Source organism: Cellulomonas fimi (assembly GCF_028527925.1).
GTDB classification, from domain to species: Bacteria; Actinomycetota; Actinomycetes; order Actinomycetales; family Cellulomonadaceae; genus Cellulomonas; species Cellulomonas fimi_C.
Genome location: NZ_JAPESW010000041.1, coordinates 1 through 24,825 on the forward strand (window position 1 = coordinate 1; position 24,825 = coordinate 24,825).

At 75.1% G+C, this 24,825-nt stretch carries 20 protein-coding genes and 1 riboswitch; of the genes, 17 read left to right on the top strand and 3 right to left on the bottom strand.

Annotated elements, in window-relative coordinates; all coding sequences use genetic code 11:
- Positions 1-170 precede the first annotated feature (170 nt).
- From rpmI to thiD, 11 genes are all read left to right on the top strand, one after another.
- Entirely contained in the window at positions 171-365 is a 195-nt protein-coding gene (gene rpmI / locus OMK64_RS15760; protein ID WP_013770804.1) for a 50S ribosomal protein L35, read from the top strand.
- Between the two features lie 64 nt (positions 366-429).
- A complete protein-coding gene (gene rplT, locus OMK64_RS15765; RefSeq protein ID WP_272729310.1) occupies positions 430-813 on the top strand; it encodes a 50S ribosomal protein L20 in 384 nt (127 codons plus the stop codon).
- Between the two features lie 44 nt (positions 814-857).
- Positions 858-1,682 carry a TrmH family RNA methyltransferase gene (locus tag OMK64_RS15770; protein ID WP_272729311.1) on the top strand — a complete coding sequence of 275 codons (825 nt, stop codon included), beginning with the start codon at positions 858-860 and terminating at the stop codon, positions 1,680-1,682.
- 193 nt (positions 1,683-1,875) lie between these two features.
- Positions 1,876-2,523 (top strand): RNA 2',3'-cyclic phosphodiesterase, encoded by a 648-nt coding sequence (gene thpR, locus OMK64_RS15775; RefSeq protein ID WP_272729312.1) that lies wholly within the window; start codon positions 1,876-1,878, stop codon positions 2,521-2,523.
- Positions 2,524-2,891: 368 nt separating this feature from the next.
- The gene (pheS, locus tag OMK64_RS15780) at positions 2,892-3,938 is read left to right on the top strand and encodes a phenylalanine--tRNA ligase subunit alpha (RefSeq protein ID WP_272729313.1); all 1,047 of its coding nucleotides are present in this window, start codon (positions 2,892-2,894) and stop codon (positions 3,936-3,938) included.
- Entirely contained in the window at positions 3,938-6,502 is a 2,565-nt protein-coding gene (gene pheT, locus OMK64_RS15785) for a phenylalanine--tRNA ligase subunit beta (protein WP_272729314.1), read from the top strand. The genes pheS and pheT overlap by 1 nt, the downstream gene beginning before the upstream one ends.
- Before the next feature lie 237 nt (positions 6,503-6,739).
- Positions 6,740-11,704, top strand: coding sequence for an ExeM/NucH family extracellular endonuclease (locus OMK64_RS15790; RefSeq protein ID WP_272729315.1), 4,965 nt, complete (start codon positions 6,740-6,742; stop codon positions 11,702-11,704).
- 114 nt (positions 11,705-11,818) lie between these two features.
- Positions 11,819-12,046, top strand: coding sequence for a hypothetical protein (locus OMK64_RS15795; protein WP_272729316.1), 228 nt, complete (start codon positions 11,819-11,821; stop codon positions 12,044-12,046).
- A gap of 110 nt (positions 12,047-12,156) precedes the next feature.
- A riboswitch (TPP riboswitch) is annotated at positions 12,157-12,270 on the top strand.
- A complete protein-coding gene (gene thiM / locus OMK64_RS15800) occupies positions 12,264-13,127 on the top strand; it encodes a hydroxyethylthiazole kinase (protein WP_272729317.1) in 864 nt (287 codons plus the stop codon). (Overlaps the previous riboswitch by 7 nt.)
- A complete protein-coding gene (gene thiE / locus OMK64_RS15805; protein WP_272729318.1) occupies positions 13,124-13,906 on the top strand; it encodes a thiamine phosphate synthase in 783 nt (260 codons plus the stop codon). The genes thiM and thiE overlap by 4 nt, the downstream gene beginning before the upstream one ends.
- Positions 13,903-15,450 carry a bifunctional hydroxymethylpyrimidine kinase/phosphomethylpyrimidine kinase gene (thiD, locus tag OMK64_RS15810; protein WP_272729319.1) on the top strand — a complete coding sequence of 516 codons (1,548 nt, stop codon included), beginning with the start codon at positions 13,903-13,905 and terminating at the stop codon, positions 15,448-15,450. The genes thiE and thiD overlap by 4 nt, the downstream gene beginning before the upstream one ends.
- A 46-nt stretch (positions 15,451-15,496) precedes the next feature.
- On the opposite strand, the gene OMK64_RS15815 is transcribed toward thiD, so the two are convergent.
- The 3 genes from OMK64_RS15815 to OMK64_RS15825 are packed head-to-tail and all read right to left on the bottom strand — an operon-like array spanning position 15,497 to position 18,647.
- Positions 15,497-16,807 carry a TrpB-like pyridoxal phosphate-dependent enzyme gene (locus OMK64_RS15815; protein WP_272729320.1) on the bottom strand — a complete coding sequence of 437 codons (1,311 nt, stop codon included), beginning with the start codon at positions 16,805-16,807 and terminating at the stop codon, positions 15,497-15,499.
- A 47-nt stretch (positions 16,808-16,854) separates the two neighbouring features.
- Positions 16,855-17,634, bottom strand: a complete 780-nt coding sequence (locus tag OMK64_RS15820) for a DsbA family oxidoreductase (RefSeq protein WP_272729321.1) — start codon at positions 17,632-17,634, stop codon at positions 16,855-16,857.
- Complete coding sequence (locus tag OMK64_RS15825) at positions 17,631-18,647, bottom strand: quinone oxidoreductase family protein (RefSeq protein ID WP_276596132.1); 1,017 nt, start codon at positions 18,645-18,647, stop codon at positions 17,631-17,633. The genes OMK64_RS15820 and OMK64_RS15825 overlap by 4 nt, the downstream gene beginning before the upstream one ends.
- A gap of 49 nt (positions 18,648-18,696) precedes the next feature.
- Here OMK64_RS15825 and argC point away from each other — a divergent pair, with 49 nt between their 5' ends.
- The 6 genes from argC to OMK64_RS15855 are packed head-to-tail and all read left to right on the top strand — an operon-like array spanning position 18,697 to position 24,810.
- Positions 18,697-19,761, top strand: a complete 1,065-nt coding sequence (gene argC, locus OMK64_RS15830; RefSeq protein ID WP_272729322.1) for an N-acetyl-gamma-glutamyl-phosphate reductase — start codon at positions 18,697-18,699, stop codon at positions 19,759-19,761.
- A gap of 52 nt (positions 19,762-19,813) precedes the next feature.
- The gene (argJ, locus tag OMK64_RS15835) at positions 19,814-21,031 is read left to right on the top strand and encodes a bifunctional glutamate N-acetyltransferase/amino-acid acetyltransferase ArgJ (RefSeq protein ID WP_272729323.1); all 1,218 of its coding nucleotides are present in this window, start codon (positions 19,814-19,816) and stop codon (positions 21,029-21,031) included.
- Positions 21,028-22,014: an acetylglutamate kinase gene (gene argB / locus OMK64_RS15840; protein ID WP_272729324.1), complete on the top strand. Its 987-nt coding sequence runs from the start codon at positions 21,028-21,030 to the stop codon at positions 22,012-22,014. Before argJ ends, argB begins: the two co-directional genes overlap by 4 nt.
- The gene (locus tag OMK64_RS15845) at positions 22,011-23,318 is read left to right on the top strand and encodes an acetylornithine transaminase (RefSeq protein ID WP_272729325.1); all 1,308 of its coding nucleotides are present in this window, start codon (positions 22,011-22,013) and stop codon (positions 23,316-23,318) included. Before argB ends, OMK64_RS15845 begins: the two co-directional genes overlap by 4 nt.
- Positions 23,315-24,247, top strand: coding sequence for an ornithine carbamoyltransferase (gene argF, locus OMK64_RS15850; protein ID WP_272729326.1), 933 nt, complete (start codon positions 23,315-23,317; stop codon positions 24,245-24,247). The genes OMK64_RS15845 and argF overlap by 4 nt, the downstream gene beginning before the upstream one ends.
- A complete protein-coding gene (locus OMK64_RS15855) occupies positions 24,244-24,810 on the top strand; it encodes an arginine repressor (RefSeq protein WP_272729327.1) in 567 nt (188 codons plus the stop codon). Before argF ends, OMK64_RS15855 begins: the two co-directional genes overlap by 4 nt.
- Positions 24,811-24,825 lie beyond the last annotated feature (15 nt).

The following is a 24,825-nucleotide window of genomic DNA, read 5'->3' on the forward strand; positions in this document are numbered from 1 at the left end:
GCCACCCCCAAGCCGCCGGCACCTCGCCCGGCCCCGCGGCCCCGGCCGCAGGCCCCCGGACAGTCCGGCTGACCGACCTGATCACGCCGGCTCGGTTCCCCGCCGAGCCGCACGACGACGAGTCGCGCACGATCCGCGCGCGATGAGATGGACAAGGAGACACGGCAGCCATGCCGAAGAACAAGACGCACTCCGGTGCCAAGAAGCGCTTCCGGATCACCGGCAGCGGCAAGGTCATGCGTGAGCAGGCCAACGGCCGTCACCTCCTCGAGCACAAGTCGAGCCGTCGCACCCGCCGCATCGCCGGCGACGTCGTCGTCTCCGCCGCTGACACCCCGAAGATCAAGAAGCTGCTCGGCAAGTGACCCGTCCGGGGACGCGACGAGCGACCCCGGGGCACTCGAGCCCTAGACAAGCAAGGAGCATCACGTGGCACGCGTGAAGCGGGCGGTCAACGCCCAGAAGAAGCGTCGTTCGACCCTCGAGCGGGCCAGCGGTTACCGCGGCCAGCGCTCGCGGCTGTACCGCAAGGCGAAGGAGCAGGTCACCCACTCGCTCGTCTACGCCTACCGCGACCGCAAGGTCCGCAAGGCGGACTTCCGCAAGCTGTGGATCCAGCGCATCAACGCGGCGTCGCGCGAGCAGGGCCTGACGTACAACCGCCTCATCCAGGGCCTCAAGCTCGCGGGTGTCGAGGTCGACCGTCGTGTCCTCGCGGACCTCGCGGTCAACGACGCGGCGGCGTTCAACGCCCTCGTCCAGGTCGCCAAGGACGCGCTGCCCGCCGACCTCAACGCGCCGTCGGCTGCGTGACGACTGCCTCGCAGCAGCACAGCACCTCCCCGGACGCCCGGCCGATGCCCGAGCTGACCAACCCCCGCGCCGAGCGGGTGAAGGCAGTGCGGGCGCTGGCCGGGCGTCCGGCGCGTGCGCGGTCGGGGCGGTTCCTCGTCGAGGGGCCCCAGGCCGTGCGCGAGGCCGTGCGCGCCGAGCACGTGGGCGTGCACGACCTGTACGTCACCGACGCGGCCGCCGAGCGGTACGGCGAGATCGTGTCCGCCGCGAGCGACCGGGGCACCGTCGTCCGCACCGGCACGGCCGAGGTGCTCGACGCCATGAGCGCCGACGCGCAGGGCGTCCTCGCGGTCGCCGACCACGTGGACGTCGGCCTGGACGACGTGCTCGCGAGCCGGCCGCGCCTGGTGGCGCTGCTCGCGCACGTCCGTGACCCCGGCAACGCCGGCACGGTCGTGCGGGCCGCCGACGCCGCGGGCGCCGACGCCGTCGTCCTGACGCGCGAGAGCGTCGACCTGCACAACCCCAAGGTGGTGCGCTCCACCGCGGGGTCGCTGTTCCACCTGCCCGTCGCGACCGGCGCCGACCTCGGCGTCGCCGTCGCCGCGCTGCGGGAGCGCGGCATCACCGTGCTCGCGGCGGACGGCTCCGGCGAGCACGACATCGACGACCTCCTCGACGTCGCGGGCCACGCCGCCGACGGGGTGCCCGACCTGGCCGCGCCCACCGCGTGGGTGTTCGGCAACGAGGCATGGGGGCTGCGCGACGAGGACCGCGCGCTCGCCGACGCCGTCGTGCGGGTCCCGATCCGGGGACGCGCGGAGTCCCTCAACCTCGCGACCGCCGCGACGGTGTGCCTCTACGCGAGCGCCCGCGCGCAGCGCTGACACCGACGCGCGGACCACGCGCCGGCTCCCGCCCGCGCTACTCTGCTCGTCCGCGGTCGGGCAGCCCGACCTCTGGTGATGGTCCCGGCGTACCGACGAACGCCGTCACGATGCCCACAGCAGCGCCGCCGTCCGCCCCCGCGCCCCGGGTCGCACCACCCGGGGGCCCCGTCCCGAGCCGGCCGGTGGCGCCGTGAGGCTGTTCGCGGCCGTGTGGCCGCCTGACGACGTCCTCGACCACCTCGACCTCGCGCTGGCGACCGTCCGGGGCGGCCCGGCGGGGGCGTCGAGCGCGGTGCGCTGGTCCGCGCGTGAGACGTGGCACCTCACGGCGGCGTTCTACGGCGACCTCCCCGACGGGGCCGTGCCCGGTCTGGTCGCGGACCTGGCCGCCGTGGCCCAGGACCGCGCGCCGTTCGCGCTGGCGCTGCGCGGTGCGGGCGTGTTCTCGCACCGGACGATGTGGGTCGGCGTGGGCGGTGACGTGGAGGCGCAGCGGCGGCTGAGCGGCGCGTGCGTCGACGCCGGTGTCGAGGCGGGCGCGGTGCCGGACCGGCGCCCGCGGGAGCGGCCCCACCTGACGATCGCCCGGATCCGGCCCGGCGCGCGGCCGCCGCGGCGCGGGTCGTCCCGCCCGGCGCGCGGTCGCGGGCCGGGGGAGCAGGGCGGCGACGTCCCGCTGACCGAGCACGACGTCGCGCGCGGGGTCGCGCGGGCGCTGGCCGTGTACGAGGGGCCGTCGTGGACGGTGGACGAGCTGTGCCTGGTCGCGTCACGGCCGGGTGCCGGTCGCGGCGGCGGCCCGCTCTACGAGGTCGTGGAGCGCTTCGCGTTCGCCTGAGCGTGCGGTGGTGCGGCGGCCGCACGTCGGCGCGTGCTGCGGCTCCGAGCCCCACGGGGCGCCGGTCCGCCGGGGGCGAGCGCTCCAGGCCGACGGCGGTTCGAGGTCGTGGCGACGTGGGCCGCCGTGGCACGATGGGCGGCATGTCAACGCGTGCACGGGCGGCCGGTGGTCGCCGATTTCCGCGGCCCGTCCTCGGGCTGCGCTGACGCGCGCGTGACCTGACCGCCGACGAGCGGACGGGCACGAGGGCCCGGGACGGGCGCCACTAGACTTCCCTGCTGGCCGGTGCGCTGTCGCGCGCCCGGTCAGGGCCCGTCCGTCCGTGGCGCGGACGCGGGCTCCGGCTTCTCCCCTGGAAGGTCCGCATGACCGACACACCCCTGTCCCCGCTCGACGAGGCGGGCGTCGACCTCGCGGTGAAGGCGGCCCTGGCCGCGTTCACGGCAGCCGGCGACCTCGACGAGCTCAAGTCCGCGCGCCTCGCGCACCTCGGTGAGCACAGCCCGATCGCGCTCGCGAACCGCGCGATCGGTGGCCTCGCGCCGGCCGACAAGGGCGTCGCGGGCCGGCTGCTCGGCGCCGCCCGCGGGCGGCTGCAGCAGGCGCTCGCGGAGCGGCAGACGCAGCTCGAGGCCGAGCGTGACGCGCGCGTCCTGGTCGAGGAGACCGTCGACGTGACGCTGCCCGTCGACCGGCGCCCGCGCGGGGCGCGGCACCCGCTCGAGACGCTGCAGGAGCGCATCGCGGACATCTTCGTCGCGATGGGCTGGGAGATCGCCGAAGGCCCCGAGCTCGAGTCGGAGTGGTTCAACTTCGACGCGCTGAACTTCGGCGTCGACCACCCGGCGCGGCAGATGCAGGACACGTTCTTCGTCGACCCGCCGGAGTCCGGGCTCGTGCTGCGCACGCACACGTCGCCGGTGCAGGCTCGCACGCTGCTCGAGCGCGACCTGCCGGTGTACATCGCGTGCCCCGGCAAGGTGTTCCGCACGGACGCGCTCGACGCGACGCACACGCCGGTGTTCCACCAGGTCGAGGGCCTCGCGGTCGACAAGGGCCTGACGATGGCGCACCTCAAGGGCACGCTCGACCACTTCGCGCGGGCGATCTTCGGCCCCGAGGCACGCACGCGTCTGCGGCCGTCGTTCTTCCCGTTCACCGAGCCGTCCGCCGAGATGGACCTGTGGTTCCCGCAGAAGAAGGGCGGGCCCGGCTGGATCGAGTGGGGCGGCTGCGGCATGGTCAACCCGAACGTCCTGCGGGCGTGCGGCGTGGACCCCGACGTCTACTCGGGCTTCGCCTTCGGCATGGGCATCGAGCGGACCCTGATGCTGCGCCACGGCATCGCCGACATGCACGACATGGTGGAAGGCGACGTGCGCTTCTCCGCGCAGTTCGGGACGGAGATCTGATGCCCCGCGTTCCCCTGACGTGGCTCGCCGACCACGTCGACCTGCCCGCCGGTCTCACGGCCGAGCAGCTCGCCGCCGACCTCGTGCGCGTCGGGCTCGAGGAGGAGGCGATCCACGCCGCCGCCGTGACGGGCCCGCTCGTGGTCGGCGAGGTCGTCGAGCGCACGCCCGAGCCGCAGAAGAACGGCAAGACGATCAACTGGTGCCGCGTCGACGTGGGTGTCGAGCACAACGAGCCCGGCGGGGCACCGCGCGGCATCGTGTGCGGCGCGCACAACTTCGACGTGGGCGACAAGGTCGTCGTCGCGCTCCCGGGCGCGGTGCTGCCCGGGCCGTTTCCGATCACGTCGCGCAAGACGTACGGGCACGTGTCGGACGGCATGATCTGCTCGGCGCGCGAGCTCGGCCTCGGCGAGGACCACGCGGGCATCATCGTGCTGTCGACGCTCGGCCTCGACGTGCCCGTCGGCACCGACGCGCGCGAGCTGCTGGGCCTGGGTGACGAGGTCCTCGAGATCAACGTGACGCCCGACCGCGGGTACGCGTTCTCGATGCGCGGAGTCGCCCGTGAGTACGCGCACTCGACGGGTGCCGCGTTCACCGACCGTGGACTCACGACGCCCGAGCAGCGCGAGCCCGTGTCCGGCGGCGTCGCCGTCGAGCTCGACGACGACGCGCCGATCCACGGCGTGCCCGGGTCGGACCGGTTCGTCGCGCAGGTCGTGCGCGGGGTGCGGGCGAACGACCCGTCGCCGCAGTGGATGCAGCGCCGCCTCACGCAGGCGGGCATGCGGCCCATCGGGCTCGCGGTCGACGCGACGAACTACGTCATGCTCGACCTCGGCCAGCCGCTGCACGCGTACGACCTGGCCAAGGTCGCGGAGCCGATCGTCGTGCGGCGCGCGCGTGCGGGCGAGCGCCTGCTCACGCTCGACGGCGTGGACCGGGCGCTCGACCCCGAGGACCTGCTGGTCACCGACAGCCCCGAGGGTGCGCGTGCCGCGCGGATCATCGGGCTCGCGGGCGTCATGGGCGGCGGGGACAGCGAGGTCGGGCCGGACACGGTCGACGTGCTGGTCGAGGCCGCGCACTGGGACCCGGTCACGGTCGCGCGCACCGCGCGTCGGCACAAGCTGTCGAGCGAGGCCGCGAAGCGCTACGAGCGCGGCGTCGACCCCCAGCTGCCGCGCGTCGCGGTCGCCAGGGTCGTCGAGCTGCTGGTCGAGCACGGCGGCGGCGTCCCCGACGCGGGGACGACCGACGTGGACCGCACGACCGAGCCGCCCACGATCACGCTGCCCGTCGACCTGCCCGGCCGGCTCGTCGGTGTGCCGTACACGGCCGACGAGGTGCGCGACGTCCTCATCCAGATCGGCGCCGAGGTGTCCGACGCTGGCGAGGGCGCGCTCGCGGTCCGGGTGCCGTCGTGGCGGCCCGACCTGGTCGTGCCGGTCGACCTCGTCGAGGAGGTCGCGCGGCTGCGCGGCTACGACGCGATCCCGTCGACGCTGCCCGTCGCCCCCGCCGGTCGCGGCCTGACCGACGGCCAGCGCACGCGCCGCTCGGTCGCGCGGGCGCTCGCCGAGGCGGGCTTCGTCGAGGTGCTGACGTACCCGTTCGTCTCGACCGAGCAGCTCGACGCGCTCGCCCTGCCCGCGGACGACGACCGTCGTCGTGCCGTCCGGCTCGTGAACCCCCTCGCGGAGTCGCACCAGTTCCTGCGGACCAACCTGCTGGTCACACTGCTCGACGCGGCACGTCGCAACGTGGGTCGCGGCCAGACGGACCTCGCGGTGTTCGAGATCGGGCTCGTCACGCGGCCCGCGCCGGACGCCCCGGCGGCCCCGCGCCTGCCGGGGGGCGTGCGCCCGAGCGACGACGACCTCGCGGCGATCGAGGCCGCCGTCCCGCCGCAGCCGCGTCGCGTCGCGGGGGTGCTCGCGGGCGCCGTGGAGCCCGCCGGGTGGTGGGGGAGCGGCCGTCGCGCCGACCACACCGACGCGATCGCGGCGGCTCGTCGGGTGGCCGAGGTCGTCGGGGTGGACGTCGTCCTGAGCGCGGACAGCGAGCACCTGCCGTGGCACCCCGGGCGCTGCGCGCGGATCACGCTCGCGGACGGCACGCTCGTCGGGCACGCGGGCGAGCTGCACCCGAACGTCGTCGCGGCGCACGGGCTGCCCGCGCGCGCAGCGGCGTTCGAGCTCGACCTCGACGTGCTGCTCGCGGCGGCGCCCGCCGAGCCGACGCAGGCGCACCCGGTGTCGGCGTTCCCGCTCGCGAAGGAGGACGTCGCGCTCGTCGTCCCCGCGACGGTCCCGGCGGCCGACGTGCTCGACGCGGTGCGCGTCGGCGCGGCGGCGGGTCCCGCGGGGGACGTCGTCGAGGACGTGCGCCTGTTCGACGTCTACGTCGGCGACCAGGTGCCCGACGGGACACGCTCGCTCGCGTTCTCGCTGCGGCTGCGCGCCGCCGACCGCACGCTGACCGCGCAGGAGACCGCGGGCGTGCGGGAGGCGGTCGTCGCCGAGGCGCAGCGCCGGTTCGGGGCGACCCTGCGGGCCTGACGCCCCTCGCTCACCAGCAGCGACGGCCCCGCGACCCGACACCGGTCGCGGGGCCGTCGTCGTCCCTGGGCATCACTCGGGTGGACGCGCGGACCGGGACGAAGTCGTCGGACGTGGGACGAGTTCACCAAACGGTTACCGATGAGTAGTTGCCTCGAATCGGACGCACAGGTGAAGGTGACTGGTGGCCCGCCACGAGCGGGCTCCTCTTGTGCCCCCGATGAAGGAGAGCTCGACGTGCACGCAGGAGTGAAGTCGGCGACCGGGGGCCTCGCAGCCCTCGCGCTGGCGGCGGCCGGGTCACTGGCCGCGGCGACACAGGCGGCAGCGGCGCCGTCACCCACCGCGCCACTGGTGATCAACGAGGTGTACGGCGGGGGCGGCAACTCCGGCGCGCCGTTCAACCGGGACTTCGTCGAGCTGGTGAACGTCAGCACCGCACCCGTCAGCGTCGACGGGTGGGCGGTGCAGTACGCGTCGGCCACCGGGACGTCGTGGCAGGTCACCGGCCTGTCGGGCACCGTGGCGGCCGGCGACCGCCTGCTGGTCGGCATGGGCTCGGGCGCGACGGGGGCCGCGTTCGAGGTCGACGTCGAGGGCACGACGCTCATGGGGGCGTCCAACGGCAAGGTCGCGCTCACGTCGAGCGCGACCGCGCTCACGTGCGGTGCGGCGGCCAACCCGTGCAGCGCGCAGGCGGCGGTCGTCGACCTCGTGGGCTACGGCACCGCGACCGACTTCAGCGGGACCGGCGCGGCGCCCGCGGCGTCGAACAGCACGTCGGTGTCGCGGAACGCGACGCACACGAACACCGCGAACAACGCGGCCGACTTCACGGCGGGCACGCCCACGCCGGAGAAGTCCGGAGGCGGCGGCACCGACCCGGGCGAGCCGGGCGACGGCGAGTACACGATCGCCGAGATCCAGGGCACGGGCGCCGCGTCGCCGCTGCAGGGCGCGACCGTGACGACGACGGGTGTCGTCACGGCGGCGTACCCGACGGGCGGCTTCAACGGCTACGTCATCCAGACGGCCGGCACGGGCGGCGCGCTCGACCCGGCGCGCACGGCGTCGGACGCGGTCTTCGTGTTCTCCTCGGCGACCGTCGGGTCGGTCGCGATCGGCGACCACGTCGAGGTCACCGGTGTCGTGAGTGAGTTCAACGGGCTCACCGAGATCACGGTCGCGGCGGGTGGCGTCGAGAAGATCGCGACGCCGGGCACGGTCACGCCGCTCAGCGGCGGCTGGCCCACGTCGGCCGGGGGCCGCGAGGCGATCGAGTCGATGCTGCTCCAGCCGACCGGCGACTTCACGGTCGCGAACACCTTCTCGACCAACCAGTACGGCGAGGTCGGGCTCGCGGCCGGCACCACGCCGCTGCTCCAGCCGACCGAGGTCGGGCGGCCGGGTTCGGCCGAGGCGACGGCGACGGTCGCGGACAACGCGGCGCGCGGGGTCGTGCTCGACGACGGCGCGACGACGAACTTCCTGTCGTCGGCGAACCAGTCGCAGACGCCGCCGTACGTGTCGCTCACGAACCCGGTCCGCGTCGGTGCGGCCGCGTCGTTCCAGGCGCCGGTCATCGTCGACTACCGGAACAACGCGTGGAAGCTCAACCCGACCAGCCAGTACGTGGCCGGCAGGCCCGCGCCCGTGACCTTCGAGAACGACCGCACCGCGTCGCCCGCCGACGTCGGCGGGGACGTCAAGGTCGCGTCGTTCAACGTGCTCAACTACTTCACGACGCTCGGCGCGCAGGGCGCGACGTGCGTCCCGTTCCGCGACCGCACCGGTGACCCCGTCACGGTCGACACGGGCTGCGACCAGCGCGGCGCGTGGGACCCGGCGGACCTCCAGCGTCAGCAGGACAAGATCGTCGCAGCGATCAACGCGCTCGACGCCGACGTCGTCGGGCTCCTCGAGATCGAGAACTCCGCGGTCGTCGACGGTGTCCCGGACGAGGCGCTCGGCACCCTGGTCGACGCGCTCAACGCCGAGGCGGGTGCCGGCACGTGGGCGTTCGTCCCGTCGTCGGCGGACCTGCCCGCCGTCGAGCTGCAGGACACCATCACGAACGCGCTGATCTACCGCACCGCGTCGGTCGAGCGGACGGGCGACGCCCACGCGCTCGGCACGGCCAGCGCCGACGGTCAGGCGTTCGCCAACGCGCGGGAGCCCATCGCGCAGGCGTTCACGCCGGTCGCGGGCGGCGAGCCCGTGCTGGTCGTGGTCAACCACCTGAAGTCGAAGGGCTCGGCCGGCCCGTGGCCGGGCGACGCGGACACGGGCGACGGGCAGGGTGCGTCGAACGAGTCGCGGGTCCGCCAGGCGACCGCGCTGCGCGACTGGGTGCCGACGATCCAGGGCGACACCGAGGCCGTCGCGCTCGTCGGCGACTTCAACGCCTACACGCACGAGGACCCGCTGCAGGTGCTCTACGACGCCGGCTACGTCGACGCGGTCGACCAGCTCGCGCCGGGGCAGTGGTCGTACACGTTCTCCGGGCTGTCCGGGTCGCTCGACCACGTCCTGCTCAACGCCGCGGCGCGCGAGCGCGCGACCGGGGCGGACGTCTGGGAGATCAACGCCGAGGAGTCCATCGCGCTGGAGTACAGCCGGTACAACTACCACGGCACGCTCTTCTACGCGGACGACGTGTACCGCTCGTCCGACCACGACCCGGTCGTCGTCGGCCTCACCGCCGGGGACAACACCGGCCCGGTCGACCTGACGTTCCTCAACATCAACGACTTCCACGGGCGCATCGACGCCAACACGGTGAAGTTCGCGGGCACGGTCGAGAAGGAGCGTGCGGCGGCCGCCGGCCCGGTCGCGTTCCTGTCGGCGGGCGACAACATCGGCGCGTCGCTGTTCGCGTCGGCCGTCCAGCAGGACCAGCCGACGATCGACGTGCTGAACGCACTCGAGCTGCGCGCCTCCGCGGTCGGCAACCACGAGTTCGACGGCGGGTTCGCCGACCTCACGGACCGCGTGGTCCCGGAGGCCGACTTCACGTACCTCGGCGCGAACGTCTACCAGAAGGGCACGACGACCCCGGCGCTGCCGGAGTACGCGCTGCTCGACCTGGGCGGCGTGACGGTCGGCGTCATCGGCGCCGTCACCGAGGAGACCCCGACGCTCGTCACGCCGGGCGGGATCGCGACGCTCGACTTCGGCGACCCCGTCGAGGCGGTCAACCGCGTCGCGGCGCAGCTCACCGACGGCGACGCCGCGAACGGCGAGGCTGACGTCGTCATCGCCGAGTACCACGAGGGGGCCGGGGCGGGTACGCCCGACGGCGCCACGCTCGAGGAGGAGGTCGCCGCGGGCGGCGCCTTCGCGGCGATCGTCGAGGACACGTCGGCCGCGGTCGACGCGATCTTCACGGGCCACACCCACAAGCAGTACGCGTGGGAGGGCCCGGTCCCCGGTGACGCCGACCGCACGCGGCCGATCGTCCAGACCGGCTCCTACGGCGAGTTCATCGGCAAGGTCGTGCTGACGTACGACCCGGAGACCGACGAGGTCACGGCGCACACGCAGACCAACGTGCCGCGCACCACGGACGCCGACGCGACGCTCATCAGCACCTTCCCGCGCGTCGCGGCGGTCAACCAGATCGTCACCGACGCGCTCGCGTACGCGGCCGTCGTGGGCAACCAGCCCGTCGGCTCGGTCACCGCGGACATCACGACCGCGTACTCGGGCGGCTCCTACGTCGACGGCGTCTACGTCGGCTCGGGCCCGCTGCCCAGCACCGGCCGCGACGACCGGTCCAAGGAGTCGACCCTCGGCGGCCTGGTCGCGAACTCGCTGCTCGACACGCTCGCCGCACCCGAGCGCGGCGGCGCCGAGATCGGCGTCGTCAACCCGGGCGGCCTGCGCAACGAGCTCTTCTCCGCGCCCGACGGCGTCATCACCTACGCCGAGGCCAACGCGGTCCTGCCGTTCGTCAACAACCTCTGGACCACGACCCTCACGGGCGACCAGGTCAAGACGATGCTCGAGCAGCAGTGGCAGACCAACCGGGACGGCACCATCCCGAGCCGGCCGTACCTGCAGCTCGGCCTGTCGTCGAACGTCACCTACACGTACGACCCCGACGCGCCGCTCGGCTCGCACATCACGTCGGTCACCGTGAACGGTGAGCCGCTCGACCCGGACGCCGAGTACCGCGTCGGCACGTTCTCGTTCCTCGCGCAGGGCGGTGACAACTTCCGGGTGTTCGAGGACGGCGCCGACACGGCGGACTCCGGCCTCATCGACCGGGACGCGTGGATCGCCTACCTCCAGGCGCACCCGAACCTGTCGCCGGACTTCGCGCGGCAGGCCGTCGGCCTGGCCGACGTGCCGACGACCGTCGAGGCGGGCGGCCAGCTCGCGTTCGACGTCACCGGGCTGGACCTGACGAGCCTCGGCTCGCCGCTCAACACGTCGCTCGACGTGCGGGTCGACGGCCAGTCGATCGGCACGGCGACCGTGACGAACGGCGCGGCGACCGTCGCCGTGACCGTCCCGGAGAGCGTGCCGGCGGGCGAGCACGTCCTCACGCTCGTCGCGAGCCCCAGCGGCACCACGGTGACGCTCCCGCTCACGGTCGAGGAGGGCCGGGCGTCGTCCACGACGACCCTCACCGCGAAGCCGACCAGCCAGGTGTTCGGCAAGTCGAAGGTCACGTTCACGGCGACGGTCACGTCCGAGGCCTCCGTGACGGGTGCCACCGTCGAGTTCGTCGCCGGTGACACGGTGCTCGGCTCGCAGACGCTGTCGAAGAAGGGCACGGCGACGTTCACGCTCCCGGCGAGCACGCCTGCCGGGACCTACGAGGTCGTCGCCCGGTTCGCCGGCACCGCCGACGTCGCGCCGTCGCAGTCCGACCCCGTGACCGTGACCGTCACGCAGGTCAAGACGCACACCGGCCTGGTCGCGACCCGGACGACGCAGAAGCAGGGCTCGCTCCTGCCGACGCTGCTCGTCGCGGGCGTCGTCCAGGAGAACCTGCGGATCCCGTCCGGGAAGGTCGAGATCCGCGAGGGCTCGACCGTGGTGAGCCGGCACGACGTCGTCCTCGGCGTCGCGGTCGGCCGCGTGCCGCACGACGCGAGCGTCGGCTCGCACACGTACACCGCGACCTTCGTGCCCAGCGACCCGAACGTCGCACCGAGCACGAGTGACCCGGTGACCGTGCGCGTCACGCGCTGACGCACCGGCCGGAGGCCCGGCCGCCCGCCCACGACGGCGCGGCGGTCGGGCCTCCGTCGCATTCCGGCCTTTCGTCCCATGTGCCGGAAGCGACAGACGGAGGACGCTGGACCCATGGCCGACCCGTCGCGCACCGACCGACGCCCCCTGCCGCTCGCCACGCACGGGCCGCAGCCGTGGGAGCCGCCCGAGCTGCGGCACACGCCCGGCGGCGTCTGGGCTCCCGACCCGCTGGCCGTGCCCGCCGTCGCCGGGTGGGTCGACCCCGACGACCGCGTCGTCTGGTTCGAGCACCGCGGCACGGTGTCCGGGGGCGGCACCACCTGGGGCACCGTCCGGTAGCCCGTCCGCACGACCCGCCGGCACGATCTGCCGGCACGACCTCCGACGACCCGTCGGTCCACCTGGTGAGCGGTGGGCCGACGGGTCGTCGGCGTCGTGGCTAGCCTGAGAGCACTGACACGGGGTGCCCCGCGCCGCCCGACCCGGGCGGACCAGGGGCTGAGATCACACCCGCCGAACCTGATCTAGTTCGTACTAGCGAAGGGATGTCGTCGCGATGACGTCTGCCTACCCGTCCACCGAACCGCACGGCGACGCGCTCGCGCTCGCCCATGCCGCCGGCGAGGCGCTCGCCGCGGTCCGCGCGGCCACGCCGCTCGTCCAGTGCCTGACGAACGAGGTCACGACGAACCTGGTCGCGAGCAGCCTGCTGGCGGTGGGTGCGTCGCCCGCCATGGCGGCCGTGCCCGGCGAGGCGGAGGAGCTCGCGGGCGTCGCGGGCGCCGTCCTCGTCAACCTCGGCACGCTCGACCCCGACCTGCGGGCGTGCGTCGAGCCGACCGTCGCGACCGCCGTCGGGGCGCGCACGCCGTGGGTGCTCGACCCGGTCGCCGTGGGCGTGCTGTCCGTCCGCACGCGACTCGCGTCGCGGCTCGTGGCCGAGCGCCCCGCCGTCGTGCGCGGCAACGCGAGCGAGGTGCGTGCGCTCGCGGGCCGGTTCTCCGCGGGCCGCGGCGTCGACGCGCGCGACGGAGTCGACGCCGCCCGAGAGGCGGCGGCCGGTCTCGCGGGACGGCACGGGACGGTCGTCGCCGTCTCAGGTCCGGTCGACCTCGTGACGGACGGCGAGCACGAGGTGCGGCTCGCGGTCGGCCACCCGCTGCTGACCCGGATCACGGGCGCCGGGTGCGCGCTCGGCGGGCTGACCGCCGCGTTCGCCGCGGTCACCGAGCCGCTCGTCGCCGCGGTCGGAGCGACGACGCTGCTGGGCCTCGCCGCCGAGCGGGCCGCGGTCGCCGCCGCCGGTCCCGCGTCGTTCCAGGTGGCGCTCGTCGACCACCTCGCCGGCGTCGCTCCCGACGACCTCGCGGCCCGCGTCGTGTCCGCCGCGACGGTCGAGCGCGCCGGGGTGCCCGCGTGAGCCGCGTGCTGCCCGACGGGCCGTACCTCGTCGTCGACGCGGACACCTGTGCGGCCGCGGCGCGCCGCCCCGCCGACGTCGCCCGGGTCGCGGTCGGCGCGGGCGTCCGCGTGCTGCAGGTGCGCGCCAAGCGCGCGCCGGTCCGCGACCTGGTCGCGCTCACCGTCGACGTCACGCGCGCGGTCGAGGGCACGGACGCGCTCGTGATCGTCGACGACCGGGTCGACGTCGCGCTCGCCGCCCGTTCCCGTGGCTGCGCGGTCGCCGGGGTGCACGTGGGCCAAAGTGACCTCGACGTCGCCGACGTCCGCCGGCTCCTCGGCCCCGACGCGGTCGTCGGCGTGTCCGCGGCGACCGCCGAGCACCTCGCGGAGGTCGACCCCGCCGTCGTCGACTACGTCGGCGCGGGGCCCGTGCGCGGCACCCCGACAAAGCCGGACGCGGGCCCGCCGCTCGGGTTGGACGGCCTGCGTGCGGCCGTCCGCCGCAGCCCCCTGCCCGTCGTCGCGATCGGCGGGCTCGGGGTCGCGGACGTGGCCGACGTGCACCGCGCGGGGGCCCACGGCATCGCGGTCGTGTCGGCGGTCTGCGCGGCGGCGGACCCGGCGCGCGCCGCGGCGGACCTCGTCGGCGCGTGGAGGGCGACGGTCCGTCGGAGCGCGTCCGGCGTCGACGGCGAGCCGGTCGTCGCCGTCGACGACGGTGTCGGGCGGGAGGACGTCGCGCGCGGGGTCGCCACGACCGGTGCGGCGGGCGCGCGAGCGGAGGCCGTGCGATGAGCGGGCCCGGTACGGCCGCCTCAGGGTCGCGCCCGCGCGTCCTGTCGATCGCCGGGACCGACCCGACCGGCGGGGCCGGCATCCAGGCCGACCTCAAGTCGTTCGCCGCGCACGGCGCCTACGGCATGGCGGTCGTCACGGCGCTCGTCGCGCAGAACACGCACGGCGTCCGCGAGGTGCGCGTGCCGGACGTGGCGTTCCTGCGCGCGCAGCTCGACGCGGTGTCGGACGACGTCACCGTCGACGCGGTGAAGATCGGCATGCTCGCGAACGCGGCCGTGGCCGACGAGGTGGGGGACTGGCTGACGCGTCACCGGCCGCCGTTCGTCGTGCTCGACCCCGTCATGGTGGCGACCAGCGGTGACCGGCTCCTCGACGACGACGCGGTGGCCGCAGTGCGCCGTCTCGTCGCGCTCGCGGACGTCGTGACGCCCAACCTGCCCGAGCTGGCGGTGCTCGCCGACGAGCCGGTCGCGAGCACGTGGACGGACGCGGTCTCGCAGGCGGGACGGCTGTCCCGCACGGCGGGCGTGACCGTCCTGGTCAAGGGCGGCCACCTCTCGGGGCCGCAGAGCCCCGACGCGCTCGTCGACGGCGCCGGCGTCGTCGAGCTCCCGGGCACGCGCGTGGCGACGACCAGCACGCACGGCACCGGCTGCTCGCTCTCGGCCGCGCTCGCGGCGTTGCGTCCCCGGCGTCGCGACTGGGCGTCGGCGGCCCGCGACGCCAAGCACTGGCTCGGTGGTGCGATCGCGGCGGGCGAGGCGCTGCAGGTCGGTTCGGGGCACGGGCCCGTCGACCACCTCCACCACGTGCCCACGCTCGGGCTGCCCCCGTTCACCGACGAGGTCGACGGCGTGCTCGTCGCGGCCTGCGCCGAGTCGCTCGACCAGCCGCTCGTGCGCGGCCTGGCCGACGGCACGCTCCCCTTCGAGGCGTTCGCCGAGCAGCTGCACCAGGACGCGCTCTACCTCACCGCGTACTCGCGCGTGCTCGCGCGGGCGTCCACGCTCGCGCCGACGCCGGACGCGCAGGAGTTCTTCGCCCGCGGTGCGCACTCGTGCCTCGCGGTCGAGCGCAGCCTGCACGAGACGTACCTCGCCCGCGCGGACGTCCGCCCGTCGACGCCGACGTCGGCGGTCACCCGCGCCTACGTGGACCACCTGGCGGCGGTCGCGGCGCACGGGTCGTACGCCGAGGTGGTCGCCGCGGTGCTGCCCTGCTACTGGCTGTACGCCGAGGTCGGCGTGGCGCTGCTCGCCCGGGCGGACGGCGTCCCCGGGCACCCCTACCGGGACTGGGTCGCGACCTACGGCAGCGCGCCGTTCACCGACCACGCCGCGCACGCGTGCCGGCTCGCCGACGCGGCGGCCCAGCACGCGGACCCGGGGACGCGCTCGCGGATGGTCGCGGCCTTCGCGACGTCGTGCGCGCACGAGGTGGCCTTCTTCGGCCAGGTCGCGGTCACGTCGGTGGGCCACGACGAGCCGGTCGGGGTCGCGCCGGCGGCGCACGACGAGCCGGTCGCGCTCGCGGTCCCCTGATGCGGGTGCGCGGCCCGGGTCCGTCGCCCGGGCCGCGCCCCCCGCGTCAGACGTACTGGTGGTACGCGGGCAGGTCGAGGATGCCGTTGCCCGACAGGCCGATGACGATCGTCTCCGCCTCGGTGGCGGCACGCGCGTGCGCGAGGGCGCCGGCGACGGCGTGCGTCGACTCGGGCGCGGGGATGATCCCCTCGGCGCGCGCGAACTCGACACCCGCGGCGAACGCGTCCTCCTGCTCGACGGCGATCGCGGACAGCAGCCCGAGCTCGTAGGCGTGCGACACCATCGGCGCCATGCCGTGGTAGCGCAGGCCGCCCGCGTGGATCGGCGGCGGCACGAAGTCCTTGCCGAGCGTGTGCATCTTGAGCAGCGGGGTGAGCCCGGCGACGTCGCCGAAGTCGTACCGGTACTCGCCCTGCGTCATCGACGGGCACGCCGCGGGCTCGCACGCGACGACGCGCGTGGTCGCGCCGTCGCGCAGGTTGCGGCCGAGGAACGGGAACGCGAGCCCGCCGAGGTTCGACCCGCCGCCCGCGCAGCCGAACACGACGTCGGCGGTCTCGCCGAGCTCGTCGAGCTGCGCGAGGGCCTCCTGGCCGATGACGGACTGGTGCAGCAGCACGTGGTTGAGCACCGACCCGAGCGCGTAGTGCGCGGCGGGGTTCGTCGCGGCGGCCTCGACGGCCTCGCTGATCGCCATGCCGAGCGACCCGGTGGTCTCGGGATCGGCGGCGAGCATCGCGCGACCGGCCTCGGTCAGGTCGGACGGGGACGGGTGGCACGCGCCGCCGTACGTCTCCATCTGCATGCGGCGGTACGGCTTGGCGTCGTACGACGCGCGCACCTGCCACACCTCGCACTCGAGCCCGAGCAGCGAGCACGCCATCGACAGCGACGCGCCCCACTGGCCGGCTCCGGTCTCGGTCGTGAGCTTCGTGATCCCCTCGACCGCGTTGTAGTACGCCTGCGCGACGGCCGTGTTCGGCTTGTGCGACCCGACCGGGCTGACGCCCTCGTACTTGTAGTAGATCCGCGCGGGCGTGCCGAGCGCGCGCTCCAGCCGCACGGCCCGGACCAGCGGCGACGGCCGCCACAGCGCGTACAGCTCGCGCACGGTCTGCGGGATCTCGACCCAGCGCTCGGTCGTCACCTCCTGCGCGATGAGCGCCATCGGGAACAGCGGGGCCAGGTCGTCGGGCGTGAGCGGCTCGCGCGTGCCGGGGTGCAGCGCAGGCGGGCACGGCTCGGGCAGGTCGGCCGCGAGGTTGTACCAGTGGGTCGGCACGGACGAGGGGACGACGACCCCGAGCGGGTCGGTCCGGGGGGCGGGGCGCACGTCGTCGGGCGTGGTGGTCATGGCGTGACCCTAGGCCGGACGACGGCGCCCCGGGAGGGGATCGGCGCTCAGATCGCGCAGGAGTCGTCCGTGCACGCCGCCGCGTCGGGGTCGCCCAGCACGGTGAGGGGGTTCGCCTCGCGCCACGCGGCCTCGAGCAGCTGCGTGAAGACGGCCGCGGGCTGCGCGCCGGACACGGCGATGCGCCGGTCCACGACGAAGAACGGCACGCCGGTGACGCCGAGCAGGCGCGCCTGCGCCTCGTCGGCCCGGACCGCGTCGGCGGCGCGGTCACCGTCGAGCACCTCCCGGACGTCGTCGTCGGACAGCCCGGTCGCGCCGAAGCCCGCGGCGGCGGCGAGCTCGACGAGGGTCGCCGGGTCGCCGAGGTCGCGCCCGTGCTCGAAGTGCGCCGAGAACAGCGTCTCGACGAGCGCGTCCGCGAGCGGCGCCCCGCCGGCCTCGGCGGCGACGTGCACGAGCCGGTGCGCGTCGAACGTGTTGAACGCGAGCGCGCGGTCGAAGTCGTACGCGAGGCCCTCGCCCGCGGCCACGGCCGTCACGTGGGCGAACATCTCGCGCACGCGGTCGGCGGGCAGGCCCTTGTGCTCGACGAGCGCGTCGACCTCGGGACGTCCCGGCCCGGTGGGGGTGTCGGGGGAGAGCTCGTACGACCGCCACGTGACACGGACGTGCGCGCGGTGCGGGAACGCGGCGAGCGCGGAGGCGAACCGGCGCTTGCCGATGAAGCACCACGGGCACGCGATGTCGGACCAGACCTCGACGTGGAGCGCGCGCGGGCCGACGACGGACCCGTCGACGTGGTCGAGGGTGGGGAGGGTGGTCACGGGAGGATCAAGACCTTTCCGGTGGTGGCGCGCGACTCGAGCGCGCGGTGGGCGTCGGCCGCGTCGGCCAGCGGGAACGTGGCGCCGATCCGCACGTCGAGCGTCCCGGCGAGGACCGCGTCGAACAGCTCGCGGGCGCGCCAGTCGAGCTCGTCACGCGTGGCGGTGTGGTCGCCGAGCGTCGGACGCGTGAGGAAGAGCGAGCCGCCGGAGTTGAGCCGCTGCGGGTCGAACGGCGGCACCGGGCCGGACGACGCGCCGAACAGCACGAGCGTGCCGCGCCGGGCGAGCGCCGCGAGCGACGCGTCGAAGGTGTCCTTGCCGACCGAGTCGTAGACGGCGTGCACGCCGCGGCCGCCGGTGAGGCCGCGCACGAGCGCGGGCAGCTCGGCGGTGAGGTCGTCGAGCTCGCGGTAGCGGATCACGTCGGAGGCGCCGGCCTCGCGCGCGAGCGCCTCCTTCTCCGCGGTGCCGACGGTCGCGATGACGCGCGCGCCCCGCTGGGCCGCGAGCTGCGTCAGCAGCAGCCCGACGCCGCCCGCGGCGGCGTGCACGAGCACGTCGTGACCGGGTGCCACGGGGAAGGACGACGTGACGAGGTAGTGCGCCGTCATGCCCTGCAGGGGCAGCGCCGCGGCGACCTGGTCGTCGACGCCCTCGGGGACGACGAGCACGTCGCGCTCGGCGACCAGCGCGAGCTCGGCGTAGGCACCGGGCGAGGACGCCCACGCGACGCGGTCGCCGGGGGCCACCAGCGTGACGTCCGCTCCGACGGCGACGACCTCGCCGGACCCTTCGGCGCCCACGACGTGCGGGAACGGCACGCGGTACAGCCCGCTGCGCCGGTAGGTGTCGATGAAGTTCACGCCGGCGGCGGCGACGCGGACGAGCACCTGGTCGGGGCCTGGCTCGGGGTCGGGCACGTCGCGGAGCTCGAGGACGTCGGGACCGCCCGCGGCGGTGGCGAGGATGGCGCGCACGTCAGCCGCAACGCCGTCCTCGCGGCGCGTCATCCCGGAATCGTGCACGTATCTTCGTGCACCACCGTGTATGTTCATGCACATGACGTTCAGCGTGGCGGTCGCGGGGGCCAGCGGGTACGCCGGGGGCGAGATGCTCCGGGTGCTCCTCGCGCACCCCGAGGCCCGCATCGGTGCCCTCACGGCCCACTCCAACGCCGGCGCGACCCTCGGCGGCCTCCACCCGCACCTGCGCTCGCTCGCGGACCGGGTCCTCGAGCCGACGGGTGTCGACGCGCTCGCGGGGCACGACGTCGTCGTGCTCGCGCTGCCGCACGGTGCGAGCGGCGCCGTCGCCGCCGAGCTCGCCGAGCGCGGGGACGGCGCGATCGTCGTCGACCTCGGTGCGGACCACCGCCTCGTCGACCCGGTCGCGTGGGAGACGTACTACGGCAGCGCGCACGCCGGGACCTGGCCGTACGGCCTCCCGGAGCTCCTGCACGCCGGCGAGCACACGGCCGTCGCCCAGCGTGCGACGGTCGCCGACGCCCGGCGCATCGCCGTCCCCGGATGCAACGTCACCGCCGTGACCCTGGGCCTGCAGCCCGGCGTCGCGGCGGGCCTGATCGAGCCCGTCGACGTGGTCGCGGTCCTCGCCGTCGGCTACTCGGGCGCCGGCCGCACCCTCAAGACGCACCTCCTCGCGAGCGAGGCGCTCGGCTCCGCGCAGCCGTACGCCGTCGGCGGCACACACCGGCACATCCCGGAGATCGCCCAGAACCTCCAGGCGGCGGGCGCGCCCGACGTGACGATCTCGTTCACGCCGACGCTCGTGCCGATGTCGCGCGGGATCCTCGCGACGGCGACCGCCCGGCTCGTCGAGGGCACCGACCCGGCGGCCGTGCGCGCCGCGTGGGAAGCCGCCTACGCCGACGAGCCGTTCGTGCACCTGCTCCCCGAGGGGCAGTGGCCCACCACGGCGGCGACGCTGGGCGCCAACACCGCGCTCGTGCAGGTCGCGGTCGACGCGCGCGCCGGCCGCGTCGTCACGGTCACGGCGATCGACAACCTCGTCAAGGGGACCGCGGGCGGCGCCCTGCAGTCGCTCAACCTCGCGCTCGGGCTGCCCGAGACGCTCGGCCTCCCGGTCGAGGGGGTCGCGCCGTGAGCACGCGCGCAGGAGCAGGAACCGCCCGCCCGACCGTGGACCAGGAGGACTGATGGCTCAGCAGACAGCCGTCGACACCGACGACCTCGCCTCGCCAGGTGTCACCGCCGCCGCGGGCTTCCGCGCGTCCGGCGTGACCGCCGGGCTCAAGGCGTCGGGCCGTCCCGACCTCGCGCTCGTCGTCAACGACGGTCCGCTGCAGGTCGGCACGGCCGTCTTCACGACGAACCGCGTCGTCGGCGCGCCCGTCGTGTGGTCGCGCCAGGTCGTCGCCGACAGCACGGTCTCGGCCGTCGTCCTCAACTCGGGCGGCGCGAACGTCTGCACGGGTCCCGACGGGTTCGCCGACGTGCACCGCACGGCCGAGAAGGTCGCCGACGTGCTCGGCGTCTCCGCGGGCGACGTGGTGGTCGCGTCGACCGGCCTCATCGGCGAGCGGCTGCCGATCGAGAAGCTGCTCGCGGGCGTCGACGACGCCGCAGCGGCGCTGCACGGCGCGGGCGGCCCCGATGCCGCGACGGCCATCATGACGACCGACACCGTCGCGAAGACCGCGCACGTCACGGTCCCCGGCGACTTCGGCACCTTCACGGTCGGCGGCATGGCGAAGGGCGCGGGCATGCTCGCGCCCGGGCTCGCGACGATGCTCTGCGTCATCACGACGGACGCGGTCGTCGACGCGGACGTCGCAGCCGACGCGCTGCGCACCGCGACGCGCGCGACGTTCGACCGCGTCGACTCGGACGGCTGCATGTCGACGTCCGACACGGTCGCGCTGCTCGTCTCCGGCGCGAGCGGCGCCACGCCCGACCCCGCGGGCTTCTCCGCCGCGCTGACGGCGGTCTGCGGCCAGCTGGCCCGCCAGCTCGTCGCGGACGCGGAGGGCGCGACGCACGACATCGCGATCACGGTGGTCGGCGCCGAGACCGAGGACGCGGCCGTCGCCGTCGGCCGGGCCGTGGCCCGCTCCAACCTGTTCAAGGCCGCGATGTTCGGCAACGACCCCAACTGGGGCCGCGTGCTCGCGCAGGTCGGGACGGTGCCCGAGTCGGTCGCCGCGTTCGACCCCGACCTGCTCGACGTCACGATCAACGGCGTCCAGGTCTGCCGGGCCGGGGGAGCGCACGCACCCCGCACCGAGGTCGACCTCGCGGCGAACCGCGAGGTGCACGTCCTCATCGACCTCCACGCGGGCGCCGAGCTCGCGACGATCTGGACCAACGACCTCACGCACGACTACGTCCACGAGAACAGCGCGTACTCCACATGAGCGGCGTCCCCGACGACTTCCACTTCGACACCCGGACGGACCTGCGCCCGGACCAGAAGGCCGAGGTGCTGATCCAGGCGCTGCCCTGGCTGCAGAAGTTCAGCGGCGCGCTCGTCGTCGTGAAGTACGGCGGCAACGCGATGATCGACGACACGCTCAAGCGCGCGTTCGCCGAGGACATGGTGTTCCTGCACCAGGTCGGCCTGCGGCCCGTCGTCGTGCACGGCGGCGGCCCGCAGATCAACGCGATGCTCGACCGGCTCGGGATCGAGTCGGAGTTCCGCGGCGGCCTGCGCGTGACGACGCCCGAGGCGATGGACGTCGTGCGCATGGTCCTGACCGGGCAGGTCTCGCGCGAGCTCGTCGGGCTGCTCAACGCGCACGGCCCGCACGCGGTCGGCCTGTCGGGCGAGGACGGCGGCCTGTTCCAGGCGCGCCGGCGCACCGCGGTCGTCGACGGCGAGCACGTCGACGTGGGCCTCGTGGGCGACGTCGTGCACGTCAACCCGGGCGCGGTGCAGGACCTCCTCGACGCGGGCCGCATCCCCGTCGTCTCGACCGTCGCGCCCGACATCGACGACCCGACCCAGGTGCTCAACGTCAACGCCGACACGGCGGCCGCGGCGCTCGCGGTCGCGCTCGGCGCGCGCAAGCTCATCGTCCTCACGGACGTCGAGGGCCTCTACACGAGCTGGCCGGACCGCACGTCGCTCGTGCGCCGCCTGCGGGCCCGTGAGCTCGCCGAGCTGCTGCCGACCCTGGACTCGGGCATGCGCCCGAAGATGGAGGCGTGCTGGCGCGCCGTCGAGGGCGGCGTCGGCCGTGCCCACGTCATCGACGGCCGCGCGCCGCACTCGATCCTCGTCGAGGTCTTCACGTCCGACGGCATCGGCACGATGGTGCTGCCGGACGAGGAGCCCGCCGACGCCCCGTTCACCGCCCCCGTGCCGGCCGTCCGGCCCACCCCGGAGGTCCCCGCATGAGCACCGACGTCACGCCCTCGGGCGCCCGGCACCGGGCCCCCGCGGCCCCCGACGCGTCGCTGCCCGTCCAGGCCGTCGACGGCTCGGTCGCGCAGTGGACCGAGCGCTACACGCACGCGCTCATGGACACGTTCGGCGCCCCGCAGCGCGTCCTCGTGCGCGGCGAGGGACCGTACGTGTGGGACGCCGACGGCCGCCGCTATCTCGACCTGCTCGGCGGGATCGCGGTGAACTCGCTCGGCCACGCGCACCCGACGCTGACCGCGGCGATCAGCGCGCAGCTCGGCACCCTCGGCCACGTGTCGAACTTCTTCGCGAGCCCGACGCAGATCGCGTTCGCCGAGCGGCTCCTGTCGCTCGCGCAGGCGCCCGAGGGGTCGCGCGTGTTCCTCACGAACTCCGGCACGGAGGCCAACGAGGCGGCGTTCAAGCTCGCCCGGCGCAACGGCGGCCCCGACCGCCCGCGCGTCCTCGCGCTCGAGGGCGCGTTCCACGGGCGGTCGATGGGTGCGCTCGCGCTCACCCACAAGGCCGCGTACCGCGAGCCGTTCGAGCCGCTGCCCGGCGGCGTCGAGTTCCTGCCGTTCGGCGACGCCGCGGCGCTCGAGGCCGCGTTCGCCGACGGTGCGGGTGCGCAGGTCGCCGCGCTCGTCGTCGAGCCGATCCAGGGTGAGGCGGGCGTGCGGCCGCTGCCGCCCGGCTATCTCGCGCTCGCGCGTCGCCTGACCGCCGAGCACGGCGCGCTGCTGATCCTCGACGAGGTGCAGACCGGCATGGGCCGGACGGGCTCGTGGCTCGCGTACCAGCAGCCGGAGATCGGCGGCGGCATCGTGCCCGACGCCGTGACGCTCGCGAAGGGTCTCGGTGGCGGCTTCCCGGTCGGCGCGCTCGTCGCGTACGGCGAGCGCACCGCGACGCTGCTCGGCCGCGGCCAGCACGGCACGACGTTCGGCGGCAACCCGGTCGCCGCGGCGGCGGGCCTCGCGACGATCGCGGTGATCGAGCGCGACGGCCTGCTCGACCACGTCCGGACGCTCGGCGCCGCGCTCCGCGCGCGGATCGCCGGCCTCGGGCACCCGCTCGTGACCGACGTGCGCGGCGCGGGTCTCCTGATCGCGATCGAGCTCGCCCGGCCCGTCGCGCCGCAGGTCGCCGCAGCAGCGCTCGAGGCGGGCTTCGTCGTCAACCCGTGCACGCCGACCACGATCCGCCTCGCGCCGCCGTTCGTGCTGACCGAGGAGCAGGCCGGCACGTTCGTCGACTTCCTCGCCGCGGTCCCGGCGGACCTGGGGGCCGAGGCATGACCCGGCACTTCCTGCGCGACGACGACCTGACGCCCGCGGAGCAGCGCGAGGTCCTCGAGCTCGCGCTCGCGTTCCGGGACGACCGCTACGTCCGCCGCCCGCTCGTCGGGCCGCGCGCGGTCGCGGTGATCTTCGACAAGCCGACGCTGCGCACGCAGGTGTCGTTCACGACGGGCATCGCGGAGCTCGGCGGCTACCCGCTGCTGGTCGAGGGCACGCTCGCGCAGATCGGCGTGCGCGAGTCCGTCGCGGACACCGCGCGGGTGCTCGGCCGGCAGGTCGCGGCGGTCGTCTGGCGGACGTACGAGCAGTCGCGGCTCGAGGAGATGGCGGAGCACGGCGGAGTCCCCGTCGTGAACGCGCTCACCGACCTGTTCCACCCGTGCCAGGTGCTCGCGGACCTCGCGACGGTCGCGCTGCACCGCGGCGGCGTCGGTCGCCTCGCAGGCCAGACGCTCGCGTACGTCGGCGACGGCGCGAACAACATGGCGCACTCGTACCTGCTGGGCGGCGCGACGGCCGGGCTGCACGTCCGGATCGGCACGCCTGAGGGCTACCAGCCCGACGCCGGCGTGCTGGCCGACGCGACCGCGATCGCGGAGCGCACGGGCGGTTCGGTGGCGGTCGTCGGCTCGCTCGCCGAGGCCGTGAAGGGCGCCGACGTCGTCGCGACCGACACCTGGGTCTCGATGGGCCAGGAGGGCGAGGCCGCCGAGCGCGAGACGCCGTTCGTGCCGTTCCGCGTCGACGCCGCCGCGCTCGCGCTCGCCGCGCCGGACGCGATCGTCCTGCACTGCCTGCCCGCCTACCGCGGCAAGGAGATCACCGCCGACGTGCTCGACGGCCCGCAGTCGGTCGTCTGGGACGAGGCCGAGTTCCGCCTGCACGCGCAGAAGGCGCTCCTGACGTGGCTCCTGGAGCAGTCGTGACCGTCGCGTCCGGGCCGGTCCCGTCGACCAAGGCGGCGCGCCAGGCGCTCGTCCAGTCGCTGCTGACCCGCGGCACCGTGCACTCGCAGCAGCAGCTCGCGGAGCTGCTCGCCGCCGAGGGCGTGTCCGTCACGCAGGCGACGCTCTCGCGCGACCTCGTCGAGCTGCGTGCCGTGAAGGTGCGGACCCCCTCGGGTGCGCTCGCCTACGCGGTCCCGGCCGAGGGCGGACACCGCACCGCGACGACGGGGGTCGACGAGGAGATGCTCGCCGCGCGGCTCGCCCGTCTGTGCGCGGAGCTCCTGGTCACCGCCGAGGCGTCGGGCAACCTCGTCGTCCTGCGCACCCCGCCGGGTGCGGCGCAGTTCCTCGCCTCGGCGATCGACCACTCCGTGCTCCCCGCGGTGCTCGGCACGATCGCCGGCGACGACACGGTCCTCGTCATCGCCCGCGAGGGCGACGACTCCGGCGGCCCGGCGGCCGCCGGCACGGCGCTCGCGGCCCGCTTCCTCGCGCTCGCGACCGACGCCCGGCCCGAGCCGCGTCCGCGCCCCCTCGACTGAGCACCCCAGACCCGC

Coding starts and splice junctions, on each gene's coding strand:
- rpmI (WP_013770804.1), top strand. CDS start 171: ATGCCGAAGAACAAGACGCACTCCGGTGCCAAGAAGCGCTTCCGGATC.
- OMK64_RS15770 (WP_272729311.1), top strand. CDS start 858: ATGCCCGAGCTGACCAACCCCCGCGCCGAGCGGGTGAAGGCAGTGCGG.
- pheS (WP_272729313.1), top strand. CDS start 2,892: ATGACCGACACACCCCTGTCCCCGCTCGACGAGGCGGGCGTCGACCTC.
- pheT (WP_272729314.1), top strand. CDS start 3,938: ATGCCCCGCGTTCCCCTGACGTGGCTCGCCGACCACGTCGACCTGCCC.
- OMK64_RS15795 (WP_272729316.1), top strand. CDS start 11,819: ATGGCCGACCCGTCGCGCACCGACCGACGCCCCCTGCCGCTCGCCACG.
- thiM (WP_272729317.1), top strand. CDS start 12,264: ATGACGTCTGCCTACCCGTCCACCGAACCGCACGGCGACGCGCTCGCG.
- thiD (WP_272729319.1), top strand. CDS start 13,903: ATGAGCGGGCCCGGTACGGCCGCCTCAGGGTCGCGCCCGCGCGTCCTG.
- OMK64_RS15815 (WP_272729320.1), bottom strand. CDS start 16,807: ATGACCACCACGCCCGACGACGTGCGCCCCGCCCCCCGGACCGACCCG.
- OMK64_RS15825 (WP_276596132.1), bottom strand. CDS start 18,647: ATGACGCGCCGCGAGGACGGCGTTGCGGCTGACGTGCGCGCCATCCTC.
- argC (WP_272729322.1), top strand. CDS start 18,697: ATGACGTTCAGCGTGGCGGTCGCGGGGGCCAGCGGGTACGCCGGGGGC.
- argJ (WP_272729323.1), top strand. CDS start 19,814: ATGGCTCAGCAGACAGCCGTCGACACCGACGACCTCGCCTCGCCAGGT.
- argB (WP_272729324.1), top strand. CDS start 21,028: ATGAGCGGCGTCCCCGACGACTTCCACTTCGACACCCGGACGGACCTG.
- OMK64_RS15845 (WP_272729325.1), top strand. CDS start 22,011: ATGAGCACCGACGTCACGCCCTCGGGCGCCCGGCACCGGGCCCCCGCG.
- argF (WP_272729326.1), top strand. CDS start 23,315: ATGACCCGGCACTTCCTGCGCGACGACGACCTGACGCCCGCGGAGCAG.